The organism is Rhodococcus sp. 14-2470-1a (genome assembly GCF_002259425.1).
Classification (GTDB): Bacteria; Actinomycetota; Actinomycetes; order Mycobacteriales; family Mycobacteriaceae; genus Rhodococcoides; species Rhodococcoides fascians_E.
The window spans coordinates 1-12,661 of sequence record NZ_NPFZ01000065.1 but is presented as its reverse complement, the minus strand read 5'-3'; the positions used below and the strand labels follow the sequence as shown (position 1 = coordinate 12,661).

Here is a 12,661-nt window from a genome sequence, read left to right as displayed (position 1 = left end):
TCCTTACTGGGGTCGCCATCAGTTGGACGGGGTCAGCCACGAGGAGTCGTCGGGAGCGGCAGCGGGGAACTCCATCGGGAACGCATCGCCCGATGGGGCCGACGACGTGGTCGCAGTACTCGTGCTGTCGGCGTCGGTGGCCGTCTGCGGGGTGTAGGTCGGCGTCGTCAGCGTCGACGAGGACTCGGCCCAGGGATCGAAGGCGGTGGAGGTCGAGGCCGGTTGTGCGCCGACCTGGAACTGAAGACCGGGAAGGCCTTGGTAGGAGCCCTGCCCGTCGACGGGAACGGTTCGTGCGAAGGCGTCCTTGTCCGCAGCGGGGGCGGTCGATCCGCTTTCGAGATCCTTGACCAGCGCGGTGATCCAGTCCGAGGCGAAGCTCAGCCAGGTTCCGCCCGACGGTGTGACCGCATCACGTTGGTAGGACTCGTGATTGGCGCGCACCGCCCAGTACTTGACGTCGGTGGCCATCTTGATCAGGCCCTTGTTGTCTGTGAGTTCGTTCTGCACGATCTTCGACACGGCCGTGGTCGTCTTGTCGGTGATGTTCGCCGGAACCAGCTGCAGAGCAGCCTCGGCTGCTTTGGCTCCCAGTAACGCCAGGGCTGCCGGCGGATTGGTCAGGCCGACGGTGGCCAGTTGCGCGATGTTGTCCATCGTCAGGACTTTTTTGGCGAACGTGACTGCGGTGTTGATTCCGATGCCGAGGACTTTGTCGATCGCGGCGAAAGCATCGACCTGGTGTGTCGGGTTGGAGGCATCGGCGGCGCGGTTGCTCAGGGAATCTCCCGGCCGGTAGTCCAGGCCGCGGGTGGTGCCGTCGCTGCTGGTGATGTCTTCGTTGACGACGTCGACGCCCATCTTGAGCGCGGTGGTGCCCATGACCTGCGCGGCCGACCACAGCACCCCGATGGGATCTTGGGCGTCGAGGTTCATCTGGCCGCTGACGTTGGTCACCAGACGGGCCAGCGGGGCGTCGGCGGGTGTATCGCAGGCGATGTCGCCGCTCGCGCAGGCCGATGCGACTCGGCCGGTCAGGGACCCGAACGAGGCCGGGGTCTGCGCGGCGAGAGGTGCGATGCCGCCTCCGTCGGACGGCGGTGTGGGCAGCGTTTCGAGCTTGGTCACCTCCGCGCCGCGGGTACCGGGTGCAGGTGCGGGGTGTTCCTGGGAAGGTGCACCGGGGAAGATGCCGTCGCCCTGCTTACGAGTGGGATCGGAGTAGAGCATTCCCATCGCGACCCGTGCGGGCGGGATCGGACCTTGGCCAGCGCCGATCAGCCGGAGCAGCTCCGAGGCAACTCCCGCGCCCTGCGAGTACCCCAGCAGCCCGAACTTGGTGTTCGGGCAGCGAGCGGCTTCGTCGGCGATGATCTTCGAGGCGTTCTCGACTCCGCGCGCGGCCGAGTCCTTGTACGAGGTTCCGGTGAAGCCGTAGTCGGCCGGGTACGGCACGTAGGTGCGGTCGAACTTGTCCGAGGTGGTTCCACCGAACTCGGCCAGGACCGGAAGGATCGCCGCCGACAGCGTGCCCGAGTCCTGCTTGGGCATGGACCCTTCGGTGGACTCGGTGGTGCCCTGCGTGACGACGACGTGCAGCAGCGCGCACGGAGCGTTGGTGGTGGAGTCGGCCGAGGGGGACGTGGTGTCGGGGGGCGTGGTGGTCGGTTGCGCTGCAGCCTGGGTCCCTGCGCTCACTGTGATCGCGACGGACCCCAGTAGAGCCATCGCGACGTAGGTGGATCGGTTGGCCTTCATCAGTTCTCCGTTTCGGTGATGTCGACGATCGAGGTGATGAGGGTCCGATCACCGTCGGTTCGTGTTCGTACGATCTGGGTCCACGTCACCGGCTCTGCGCCCGGGACGGCATGGGTGAGGTAGACGGTGTATTCGTCGGGGCCTCTCGGGGTGATGCGCAGGCAGTGCGTGGTCTCGGACGGGAAGGTGTCGATTCCGGCGCTCTGCAACAGTTCTGGGCTGCCGACTGCGGCGTCGGGGGTGGTGAACGCACGCGCGGCGGCTCCGCTGCGCTTGACGTAGTAGGCGTAGTCGAAGCCGAGGATCGCGTCCGGGCCCGAACCGAACCCGCCCGGTCCGGCACCGGTGACTTCGCTACTGGTCCTGGACTCGACACACGGCGGCGGCGCGGCCGGGGCCGGGGTGGTGGACGTGGGCGGCTCGGTTGTGGTCGCGGGTGCCTCCGGGGTGGTGAGCATCGACGACATTCCGGCCGCGAACGATGCCTGGTCGTTGGAGTCGGGGGACAACACCCACGACACGGCACCTATGGCCACACCCAGCAGCAGGCTGGCCGCGGCGAGTGAGCCCCAAATCGCCAGCCGAGAGCGCCGGCCGCGCTTGTTCTGCGGGATCGGACGCGGTACCGGTTTCGGCACCGGCTTCGGTGAAAGACCTGCGACCGCAGCCTCTCGGCTGGTGTGTGCCGGTGGGGCCTCGCTCGCCGGCCGCGGAGGAGCGGCCGGAGTGCGCGGGTCAGGCGTGCTCGGTGTGTCGGTCAGTGTGGCTCGCTCCCACGGTTTGCTTCCTGGACGGGAGGTGCCGGGACTGCGATCAGACAGCGATGCCATGGCTGCTGCTCACTCCTTCTGGTCGACGAAACGCTGGAACACCGAGCACGCCTGCTCCTCTAGACGGGCTGGCTGGTGGTCAGGGCCTGCCACGCCGCATTGGCCTGCGCGAGGGCCGGACCCGCAGCGGCTACCGCGTCCGCGACGGCGGGCTGTTCGACGACCGTCGAGGCGAAGCCCGCCGCCGCGTTAGCGGCTGGTGCAACCCACGTGCCTGCGTCGCTGACGGCCTTTTCGACGACCGGAGCAGCATTCTGAACGGCGGTGTTCGTCTGAGCGACCAGGTCCGGTCCCGCCTCCGTCGCCAGTGGTGCCGGGGTGACCGGAACTGGGCTGGTGGCCGGCGGTGCGGGTGCCGCATCGACAGCGGGAGCGGGTGCAGGCTCCTCGATCGTCGCCGCTTCGCCGCCGGCGGCCGCGCCGCCGATCAGAGCACCGGCTGCAGCACCGACCGCGGTGGTCGCCGCGACGATCGGTGCCGAAACCGCCGCTCCGACACCGGCTCCAGCGAGTGCCGCTGCACCGGGGACGAAGACGTAGCCGACCGGGCCGGCCCAGACGATCGCCGGAGTCAGGACGGGGGTTGCGGCCACGCCGAGTCCGGCACCGATGGCCGCGCCGCCGGCGGTGATCGCTGCGCCGGGGACAAGTCCGACACCGAGTCCGACAAGGCCGCCCGTCACGGCACCGGCAGCGGTACCGGCGGCGATACGGTCAGCTCGCGGGGCGGTCGCAAGGCCGTTGTCTACGAGGAGGTTTCCGCCGTCTGCCTGGATGGCCTGGAAGGTGTTCGAGACCTGGCGGGCGAAGACACGGTCGACGCCGTCGGGGATTCGATACGGGGTCGCGCCGATCAGGACGGAGTCGTCATCGACCTCGATCGGCACGATCGTCGGCCGCTTGACCGTCGGCACCGGCGCTGGTGCCGGTACCGGTGCGGGAGCGACGGTCTCGGGACTATCGCTGATGCCGGGGCCCTGGATCGGTGCCGGGCTGCTCTCGTAGACGACCGGTTCGGAGTAGTAGGTGGTGTCGTAGGAGGGCCGCTGTCGACCTGCGTTGTAGTCGTCGACGGTGCGCGTCTCGGAGTAGTCGTAGATCGGGCTGTAGCCGGCGATGTACGAGTCCTCGGGAGCGGGCGGGGCGGGTGCCGGAGCGGGCTGGGTCACACCGGGCTGCTGGCCCGGCGCAACGGACACACCCGGCTGACCCGGTGCAGCCTGAGCGACACCGGCGCACGCGATGCACAATGCAATGGGGATGGCGCATGCAGCGGCGATCCGCGTCGAGGTACGCCGATGCCGACCCCCACTACCAGTCGATCTGAACATTTCTTCACCTTTCATTGACGAACAATGCGTTTGGGTTACAGCGAGTAGATCCAAGAAGGGAGCTGGTGCTCTCGGCCCGTCCTCGATTGGTTGTCAACCAATCATGCTGAACAGCAGTGTGATTCAGGTTCTAACCTCGTAGCTCCGCCGACGTGCGATTGGGAGTGCGGGTGATGCCGAAGGTTTGCGGGTCCGATCACCCACACCACCACTCGCTTTCGGCATCAGGAGGCGAACTGCGATGAGAGGGAGTTCAGAAAGAGAATCCACTGAAGGAAGAACGGCACCTGTCTAATCCTTTCTCTGAGAGGGGGTTACGGGATTCTGGTGATGTCCCGGCGGGGCCGCGCAGCACCGAACATGATGAAATGCGCTTACTGCGCGACCCTCGCGCCGGTCCATCGGTCGAGCTGCAGGGCGTCGGGGAGCTCCTGTAGCTCACGACTGGGTGTCAGAGATGACCCCAATCGAGATTGAGGGCCAGATCAGGCCGCATCGCCGAAGTTGAGAGGGCAGGCGCGGAACATGGTCGTCGAACCGTCCACGGGTACACGGAACGTCGGATCACCGTCGGTCCACTCGCCCATGAGATCGCCAGTCTCTTCGCACAAAAGCGCGTGAGTGGAATGCGGTGCGGAGCCAAGAGAGCACACGGCGAGACCGAGAACCCGGTCGTTCACTGCGCCGCACCGGCTCTGCTGCTTACGCACGGACACCGCGGGTGTTTCGAGGATGGTTGAGTTGCTCGACAGCACAGTTGCGCTCCGTTTCCGGGGCGCTCTCCTAGGCGACGTCCGATAGGCTGTAAATGCCCATGTGGACGCGACTAAGTCGCACCCCTGTCTGCTGGGTCGGCCCTCGTGGATGCGCTTTGCGGACGCCAATCAGCTACGCGCACCACGGGGGTTCTTCTTTGGTCGGGTCGTGTGCTAAACCTTACTTGGAGCGTCCGGTTTAAACAACCCGTGGTAACCAATCTGTTTAATCACTGCATCATGTGCTACCAGGAATAGGCGGGTGACATTGTGAGTCACCGTGGAGTACCAGCGATGAAGCGCCGCCTCCGCGGCTTCGATCCGAGCCGCCTGCGGGACGCCCGAGCGAGGGCGCGACTCAGTGGCGCGGAGGTTGCCAGGCGAAGCGGCATCGGTGCATCGACCTACTCCCAGTGGGAGCAAGGGAAAGCCGATCCGGGCATTGCTGCGCTGTCGCGCTGCCTCGCAGTGCTGAATACTGCTGTGACTGACGTGGTGATCGTGGATCCGAGCGAGGAACACCTCGGAGACTTGCGAGTAGCTCGAGGCCTCACTCAGGGCGACCTCGCTGGACGAGTCAAGGTAAGCCCCCAGCACATCGGCGCACTCGAACGCGGACATGTAAAGCTGTCCGATGCAATGGCTCAGAAAATCGCGAGTGCTCTTGGTTTCGAGGTGTCGCGCGTGGTGGCCTCCTTTGATCGAGTTAGGAATCGACCGCCGGACGTCTTGCCCTGACGATCGCCTTCGATAGCTGGCCTTCATGTCGCATGCAGTGCAGTCCAGTGGCAGCTGAACGGGATCGACCTCGTCTGTAACGAGCCGGCCACCTTCCGGCTGCGAGACGTTCCGCAGCTGGAGTCTTGTCGATCCACGAAACACGACGCCCGATCGGAGCGCGTCGCCTTTCGTCATCACGCGTGGAACACTATGGCCCCCCTGAGCGATGGGCAAGTAGAAGTCAATTTCGAATAAGTCACACCGCGCTGACCTGCCAATTTAGGCCAACTGCGTTTCTTTACCGCAATTCGATTATTGACCACATATTGACCTCGACCTTAGGATGGTTCAGTGACGCAAACGGGACACCCCCTCTGGTTTGCCACCTGCGTCAGCTCTCGCAGAAGGCAGCGGAACCTCACGATCGTTGGGTTGCGCGATGCCGGCGGCCCAACAAAACCCGTCGTGTTGATGGCAGAGCGCGGAGAGCTCAGTAACCCGCGGCCGAGTACCTTGCGAAAGTTCGATACAGGACTGAGTTGGAAACCGGGAAGCGCGGCGAATGTCTATTGGGAACGCGCCCAGCCAGTTGTTCTAGGCCGAGCACCGTACAAGTCCGGCACGGGCAATATTGCCGTCGGGCTCGACCCTCTAACTAAACTGCTCGCTGCTCAGCGGGACATTCACGGGAAAGTCGCCGGCCTGGAAAACCGCACATCAAGTCTGGATGACTTGAGGACGGCCCTTGGCCAGCTCGATGTTGCAGTTTCGGCCATCGCCGGGTCCTTCGTCACCGAGACGCTGGAACGCAACCACGGGCAGCACAACAAGGCAATCGATTCCGCCATTGCGGCGCTACTGGAGCTTCCTGTCAGTGACGACGATCCGGAGCGCGAGGAAAAACTGTATCGGCGTTGGCTTTACGGCAATGCCATAGACATAGACCAACCAACAGCCAAGCGATTTTCACGCCGGCTGAAAGACAGTCGAACCCGCTGACGAAGAACGGAAATGGATATGTCGAAGACGACCCCACCTCTCCACCTGAGAATCAACAAACTGTTCGAGGCAACTCACACGGCCGACGACCCGGAACTCAGCAATGCCGCGGTCGCCGAAGCGGTTTCTAGCTCCCTGGAGCGGCTGGTTCGCGACACGGAAATTGCGGCGTTACGTGCCGAGTCCGGTCTGCGATTCGTCGATAGCGACCTCGTCCAAGCTCTCGCCGCCTACTTCGAGGCTCCGACATCCTTTCTCGCGAACAAGTGGGACGCGGTTGCGGAGAGCTACGACCGCGAGCTGTCGGTACTGATCCATCTCCGTGAATCTGGGGTCCAGCTGCTCGCGATGCGTGACGGAGGCGAAATGAGCGCCGACGACCTCATGAACATCCTTCAACAGCTTCCTGAGCAGCAAGAACGCAGAGAAACTGATGCAGGCGGTACCAGGAGTAACGTGTAGCGGCGTTCGTTGTTTTTAAGTAACAAAGGTCGGAGGGAGTCGGGACCCGTGAGCCAGGAGAGTCAAATTCGTTCGGCTGTACGGCGTATCGCAGAGAACATGCCGTCAGACGAGCCGTGGTCGCGTCGTAGATTTATCGACCTTGTCGCGGAAGAGCGCAACCGGCCGATTGTTCTATGGCCAGTTGAGTCGGCACTCCTGAGCCGTGTAGGCCTGACCGGGACGCTTTGCGGCTTATGGGTTGCACGCAAGCAAGACGACTTCATCGTGTACGGGTCGGACGTGGCTGAGTATCAAGCAGATCAGGTGATCAGTCATGAGGTCGGGCATATGGTGCTATCTCATACTGGACTGCCTGAATCGCAGCACAGCAAGGCGATGCTCAGGGTGTTGTTGCCGCACATACCGGAGCGGACGATCGAAATTGCGCTGGGCCGCGACAGTTTCGAGGACGACCAGGAGGTCGCTGCCGAGTCCTTCGCAGACCGCATCATGGTCGAGGCAATGGTCAACCGGAATCGCCGCCAGTCGCCCCTGCGATCAACATTCTTCAGAGCGAAATGACGTCCCCCGTCCCGGCCTGGATCTCGTGGCCAATCATCGTACTAATGGCACTGACTTTGGTAGTGCGCGTCGCTTGGCTGAACTCGTCGTTCATCGATCGGCTCACTACGCGCTCGCTGATCATCGGATGGTTCGGCTTGGTTCTTCGAGAACGAGCGGTTCAGGATGCGATCAGGCACCTGCCCAAACCGCTCGGCGACGTCGCACTATTCCAGCAGCTCACCTTCTGTTGCATTGTCATGATCGTGATGGCTATCTACGGCATGTCCCGATTGTGGATCGGGGCTGACCCTTCCACCGTATGGAAGCGGCAACGGGTCTACGACGCGATCGGTCTGGCGCTCAGCGCTGTCATCTTGGTAGCCGGCACACCATCACGGAAGGCCGGTGAGCTGGTCGATCAGTACTTGGGGTGGCCAGCGGTTGTCTTGTGGACCGCCTTCTACGCCCCCATCCTGTATGTCGCCGTCGCTGTCATGCGGATCTTTCTCCGAGAAGCCCGGCACCCCGATACCGCAGTGCGGGAGAAGGCCCTCTACAGCTTGGCGATAGTGATTGCGCTCGGGCTCGCGGTCGTTGGTGTAAGCACCCCGATTCTCACGCTCCAAGAGGTCCTGACAGGTTCTGGGTCGGCTGACCCTGAGATGCATGTGAAGGCCCTGACTTACTTCCTCGCGGTCGCTGGATCGTTAATCATGGGTGCGGTTCCGGTTGCGGCAGTACTGCGGGCGAAGCTAGGGCAGGATCGAATCAGTAAGAATCTGAAAGAGATTGAGCTTCTTTGGCGCGACATGACAGATCTGTTTCCGGAGGTCAGACGGCCTGAGGCGAGACCAGAAACAGACAGTTTCGATGAAGCGGACCGTGACGAGGAGCTCCCCGACGCCGCGAGGAAACTACACCGCAGAATTATTGAGATTCACGATGCTGCACGCCGACTCAGCAAATGGAACGCAAGCCCATCGAACGACACACCTTCGACGGAACTCAAGGCCGAAAGGATCGCCGCCGAGCTCGAAAAGGCTTATGTCGCCAAGGTGTCGGGGCAAACACCCCCCGAACGCTACGACCTTTTGATGTTGCTGGCGCAGCGATCGGGGGCCTACGACCTCACCGCGACGAGCGATGAACTGGTCCACGTGGCCAGGGCTTGGCGCAAACTACGCCAACAGCAGACAGTACGGCCCTAACGGGCGTCTCTAGTGCTTGAACCAGCTCGCCTCATTCGCCTCGGTTTTCACGCTCCAGGCCGCGTGGATCCCTGGCGACAAACAGCGCTACGTTCCCCACCATGTTGACCTCTACCTGCTTGAATCGGATGTCGAGCGCTTTTTCCAAGCCCGGCAGATCGTCGTGCCAATTTCCGAACGCACCGATCTTGTTGTACGCCGTCATCAGTGCCTTGCCGAATAGGGTGTACCGCTGGTCAACTCCGATCACGGTCGATCCGAACAGCACGCCCTGAGGCTTCAGTAGGGCAGCGAGGTTATCGAACGCCGCATCTTTGGTCGACCAATCGCCTGGTAGGCAGTGCAACACATAGTTGATCGAAATTGAGTCGAACTTTCCGATGGTGTCGTCGAACGGTTCGAGCACATCGTGCTCGATCGACGTTGTGGGGATATGAAGTCGAGATGATGTGTGCTGGAGTGAATTCGGACTGAGATCAGTGAGTGTGAGATCGACGTCCTGGGGTAGCTGCGCGTTGGCGAGTAGCCAGCCTGAGCCGGGGCCGACCTCAAGGTGTCGCTGCCCGATGCGTCCGTTATACAGGTCAAGGAAATTCTGTCGGTTGCAGCGCCAGGCGTAGCTGTTCGATAGTCGCATGACCCAGAGGTCGTACACATTCAAGAACAGATTGCTGCTGTATGGAGCCGCCCCTGCTTGGGTCGAGTCAGATGTCATCGAGCCGATGTTCCTTTCGGAGTGTGTGAGCCATTCCCCCGCGTGGCTACCACGCGGTCTAAGAGTCTGCCTCATCTGTTTGCTTGTTCGCTTAGGCGGATCGGCCCAGGAGTTGAGGCGGAGTGCTACGGCTAGCGCTCTTCCATCGGGCCACTGGGGCGTAAGTGAATTGCTCTTGCAAGCCAATGCCCGAATCTTGTTACAGCTTCACGGCGTGTCAAACCGCCGCTGGGCGCAATCTGTTACAGAATCCGGGGATGGATTGGCGTCCGGGAAAGGTGTCAGCGATGGCCATGCAGAGCAAGGGGTCGAGGCGTATGTACGCAACTCGCATCCCTGTGGAGGTTGGTGACCTGATCGAACGGCGAGCACTTGAGGCGGGCTGCACGTCTACGTCGCAGTACCTTGCGGATCTGCTCGCAGTGGTTCACGGACGCCCCGACCTGGTACGCGAACTGAACCAAGAGGTGATGCCCCTAACCGCATAGCAAGGACAAAATGAGGCGGGTTTGAGGACGGTTAGCCTCTGCCCCCATTTGCACATCAAGTGCAGACCGAAAAAATCGAGCCCCCGACTGGCAGGTCGAGGGCCCGAGGTGAAACGGAGAGCCAATCTTCGTTCCGGTACTGCATTCCCCTGGAAGGGACAGACTATTGCTGGTCTTGTCTCAGGGTACCTCGCGCCCTGATGAAGGTTCAAGAACTGATGCTCGTGTCGGGTCGACGATGTCGACGCCCGACCACATTTGGAGACGACTGTCTCCATTAATGACCGCGCGTCGGTCCATGCGGGTGTGGAGTGCCGCTAGCGGCAAGTTCGATACGTCGCGGAGTCTGACGAAGCACCTACCGTCCGTGCCGGCCGCGCTGCCGATCTATGCGCGCGGCCGCACGAGCCTGCTAGCGCTGGACTTCGACGCAAAACACCACACGCCAGAGCAAGTCGACGTTGATGTCGAACGTGCCTTGGGATGGCTCCACGAATGCGGCGCGCGCACCGTCACCGACCGCTCTACGAGCGGTGGCCGCCACGTCCTGGTGCCCATGGCCACCGACATCCCTCTGCGCGTCGACGACATTAAAATTGTGATGCAGCTGCTCACTGCCCGCCTGGTCACCCTGGACGCCACTCCGATGCTCAACGCGGACTGGGGATGCATCACTCCCCCTGGCTCACCCTGTCGAGAGGGTGGCTACCGACTCCTCGACGGCACTCTCGACGCCGCGATCGACGCCTTCACCGTTCGGTCCGATCGCGGCGTCGTCGCACGACTGATCGCTCTGCTGGGCGGTGCAACCACTCCTCGACATCGAACTCCCACTGCGGCTGTCGCCGCCTCCCTGACCCAGGACGAGCGCCTCGTCGGTGTCGGACGCGATCGACGCCTGGACCCGCGTTTCCACCGCAACACGCCCGTGCCAGAGGCCGTCGCGACGTACGCGGCCACCGGCAAGTTCACCAGAGCCCACAAAGCCCTCTGGGAATCCCCGTCGGAAGCACGCCAGTCCGTCATCAGCCACGCAGTCCTTCGTGGTGCCAGCGCTGCGGACATCGAGAAAGCGATCGCCACCACGAAGTGGGCCGGGCTACGTCGCGCCTACATCGACAAGTACGGAACCCATTCGGTCGCAGCATTGCAACGAGACGTGGACAAAGCCCTGAGCTGGGCGGCGACGATCGTGCGGCCACTCCACGAACTCACGCACAAGAACAGATACACAGGGGGGGATGGTTCCTTCCTGAAAGATCGAGTTCGTAGACAGTGGCTTGCGCACGCGAAGCTGTGGATCGACGCAGAATTTCTCGGTACCCGCCAACGACCGGTCTTACTCGCAGTAGTCCAGGCTCTCGCATACACGTCCGCTTTGGCCGGCGAACTGGTCGAGGGAGTGCCGGTAGTCGCAGTTGGCGGTCGAAGCCTCTCGCACGCAGCGGGACTGATGTCGGAATCGACCGTGTGGAGTGCGCTCAGATTGCTCCGAGAGACCCCAGGCTCTCCCCTGCTGCTGGTTGCACGCGGTGCAGGTCGAGAGGCGGATCGCTACGCCTTGACCACAGCAGCGACGACGAACGGGCCTAGACGGTCGGATATCGACCGAGCACGGGTTGAACCGATACACCCGGCCTGGAGTGTGTTGGGCCTTCGCGGCCGAGCACTGTACGAGCTGGTCGAGGCCGGGCTCGCCACCAACGTCGACGACACATTCGCTGCCGCCAAGCTCAGGCCCTCCAACGGGTACGCAATCCTCGCGGATCTGATGACCGCCGGGCTCATCGAACGGGATAGCGCAAAGCTGACCCTAGGACGCCGCACGCTGGACGACGTAGCGGCCGCTCACGGACTAGGAACCATCGCGGCCGACCGTATCGTTCGTCACCGAGCTGAAAGGCTTCTGTGGCAGGTCTGGCTTGAGCGACGTTTCGAGCCGCAAACGGGGCTCACTGCCAACGTGGGCGCAAAAAGCAGCTGGTTGCCAGCGATGTATCCCGCTCCCCCACTCGGCGACGACGTCGAGGAGCTCTGGGCAGCCAGGATGTCAGCGGGCCCACCCAGAAGAGACCCGGAACTGGAAGCGATCGAGCTTGTTAGCGACCAACTAGGTGCCGTGATCGTGGCAGGGTGAACGCCGTACGTCGGAGGTAGATCTCCGACGCATTTGAGGCGTCTCACCAGGGCGCATACAACGAGATTCGATATAGCGAGCCTCTCGATACCATCTGCCTATGGGCTATTACCGAGACGCTACGGAAGAAGAAATCGCACGCGGAGAAGCTACGAGCTGGAGCTTGCGCACTCCTGACGACGCCAAGGATCTGCCTATCGACGAGCGCTTCCGCCGAACAAGCGAGGCGGACATGCGGTACGACCACAAAGTGTGGGTGTCTGAGCCGAGCGACGATTGGCTAACAGCCGTGCAACTGGTCAGTGAGAACGGGTACAGACCCGAAGCGCTCACAGGCCTCTTCGGCCCCGCGACTAATGGCCCGGATGGGATACGAGGCTGGCTGGCAGTGCACGTCGACCACATCGAAGAAACCGTGATCAATCGGGCTGTCGAGTTGCTCAAAACGAGTCTGTTCAATTCCCGCCTCGAAGATCTGTTCCCCGTTGTCGCCGGCCCCGAAGACTGGCCATCAGAAGCAGAGGCCACGGACATGATCGCCGGCCTCGCAGCAAGCAACGAGAACTCTGACGGTGAGGCGGGCGTGTAAATGACCCATTCAAACGCGCCGCGGAGTTCAGTGCGGTTGGCCGTAGTGGCGGAAGAGCGGGGGGGGGGGGGGGGCCCGAGGACACGGGTCTGCCGAAGTGCAAAGGAGGGGTCGCGGGTCAAC

At 62.8% G+C, this 12,661-nt stretch carries 11 protein-coding genes; 7 read left to right on the top strand and 4 right to left on the bottom strand.

The window, feature by feature from the left end:
- Nucleotides 1–18: 18 nt before the first annotated feature.
- Genes CH292_RS27680 through CH292_RS29145 form a run of 3 tightly spaced genes read right to left on the bottom strand, consistent with a single transcriptional unit; the run spans nt 19 to nt 3,919 of the window.
- A complete protein-coding gene (locus tag CH292_RS27680) occupies nt 19–1,758 on the bottom strand; it encodes a cutinase family protein (protein ID WP_094656321.1) in 1,740 nt (579 codons plus the stop codon).
- On the bottom strand, nt 1,758–2,588 hold the full coding sequence (locus CH292_RS27675; protein WP_052060491.1) for a hypothetical protein: 831 nt from the start codon (nt 2,586–2,588) through the stop codon (nt 1,758–1,760). The genes CH292_RS27680 and CH292_RS27675 overlap by 1 nt, the downstream gene beginning before the upstream one ends.
- A 59-nt stretch (nt 2,589–2,647) precedes the next feature.
- Nucleotides 2,648–3,919 (bottom strand): hypothetical protein, encoded by a 1,272-nt coding sequence (locus tag CH292_RS29145; protein ID WP_155290478.1) that lies wholly within the window; start codon nt 3,917–3,919, stop codon nt 2,648–2,650.
- A gap of 1,049 nt (nt 3,920–4,968) precedes the next feature.
- Between CH292_RS29145 and CH292_RS29695 the strand changes: the two genes are divergently transcribed.
- The 5 genes from CH292_RS29695 (at nt 4,969) to CH292_RS27635 (ending at nt 8,609) form a co-directional block, all read left to right on the top strand.
- Nucleotides 4,969–5,412: a helix-turn-helix transcriptional regulator gene (locus tag CH292_RS29695; protein ID WP_032406423.1), complete on the top strand. Its 444-nt coding sequence runs from the start codon at nt 4,969–4,971 to the stop codon at nt 5,410–5,412.
- A gap of 333 nt (nt 5,413–5,745) precedes the next feature.
- Nucleotides 5,746–6,393, top strand: coding sequence for a hypothetical protein (locus CH292_RS27650; protein WP_052060493.1), 648 nt, complete (start codon nt 5,746–5,748; stop codon nt 6,391–6,393).
- Nucleotides 6,394–6,411: 18 nt separating this feature from the next.
- Nucleotides 6,412–6,855 carry a hypothetical protein gene (locus CH292_RS27645; protein ID WP_032406424.1) on the top strand — a complete coding sequence of 148 codons (444 nt, stop codon included), beginning with the start codon at nt 6,412–6,414 and terminating at the stop codon, nt 6,853–6,855.
- A 48-nt stretch (nt 6,856–6,903) separates the two neighbouring features.
- Nucleotides 6,904–7,419 carry a hypothetical protein gene (locus CH292_RS27640; protein WP_072692217.1) on the top strand — a complete coding sequence of 172 codons (516 nt, stop codon included), beginning with the start codon at nt 6,904–6,906 and terminating at the stop codon, nt 7,417–7,419.
- Nucleotides 7,416–8,609: an MAB_1171c family putative transporter gene (locus CH292_RS27635; protein ID WP_306437492.1), complete on the top strand. Its 1,194-nt coding sequence runs from the start codon at nt 7,416–7,418 to the stop codon at nt 8,607–8,609. Before CH292_RS27640 ends, CH292_RS27635 begins: the two co-directional genes overlap by 4 nt.
- A gap of 31 nt (nt 8,610–8,640) precedes the next feature.
- On the opposite strand, the gene CH292_RS27630 is transcribed toward CH292_RS27635, so the two are convergent.
- The gene (locus tag CH292_RS27630; protein ID WP_032406426.1) at nt 8,641–9,324 is read right to left on the bottom strand and encodes a class I SAM-dependent methyltransferase; all 684 of its coding nucleotides are present in this window, start codon (nt 9,322–9,324) and stop codon (nt 8,641–8,643) included.
- Nucleotides 9,325–10,092: 768 nt separating this feature from the next.
- Here CH292_RS27630 and CH292_RS27620 point away from each other — a divergent pair.
- Both CH292_RS27620 and CH292_RS27615 read left to right on the top strand, forming a co-directional pair.
- Entirely contained in the window at nt 10,093–11,949 is a 1,857-nt protein-coding gene (locus CH292_RS27620) for a hypothetical protein (RefSeq protein ID WP_052060495.1), read from the top strand.
- A gap of 100 nt (nt 11,950–12,049) precedes the next feature.
- Nucleotides 12,050–12,538, top strand: coding sequence for a hypothetical protein (locus CH292_RS27615; protein WP_032406428.1), 489 nt, complete (start codon nt 12,050–12,052; stop codon nt 12,536–12,538).
- Nucleotides 12,539–12,661 lie beyond the last annotated feature (123 nt).

What these genes read in the sequence shown, in the direction of transcription:
- CH292_RS27620 (WP_052060495.1), top strand. Translation starts at nt 10,093, where the DNA reads ATGACCGCGCGTCGGTCCATGCGGGTGTGGAGTGCCGCTAGCGGCAAG.
- CH292_RS27615 (WP_032406428.1), top strand. Translation starts at nt 12,050, where the DNA reads ATGGGCTATTACCGAGACGCTACGGAAGAAGAAATCGCACGCGGAGAA.
- CH292_RS29145 (WP_155290478.1), bottom strand. Translation starts at nt 3,919, where the DNA reads ATGTTCAGATCGACTGGTAGTGGGGGTCGGCATCGGCGTACCTCGACG.
- CH292_RS27635 (WP_306437492.1), top strand. Translation starts at nt 7,416, where the DNA reads ATGACGTCCCCCGTCCCGGCCTGGATCTCGTGGCCAATCATCGTACTA.
- CH292_RS27675 (WP_052060491.1), bottom strand. Translation starts at nt 2,588, where the DNA reads ATGGCATCGCTGTCTGATCGCAGTCCCGGCACCTCCCGTCCAGGAAGC.
- CH292_RS27680 (WP_094656321.1), bottom strand. Translation starts at nt 1,758, where the DNA reads ATGAAGGCCAACCGATCCACCTACGTCGCGATGGCTCTACTGGGGTCC.
- CH292_RS27630 (WP_032406426.1), bottom strand. Translation starts at nt 9,324, where the DNA reads ATGACATCTGACTCGACCCAAGCAGGGGCGGCTCCATACAGCAGCAAT.
- CH292_RS29695 (WP_032406423.1), top strand. Translation starts at nt 4,969, where the DNA reads ATGAAGCGCCGCCTCCGCGGCTTCGATCCGAGCCGCCTGCGGGACGCC.
- CH292_RS27645 (WP_032406424.1), top strand. Translation starts at nt 6,412, where the DNA reads ATGTCGAAGACGACCCCACCTCTCCACCTGAGAATCAACAAACTGTTC.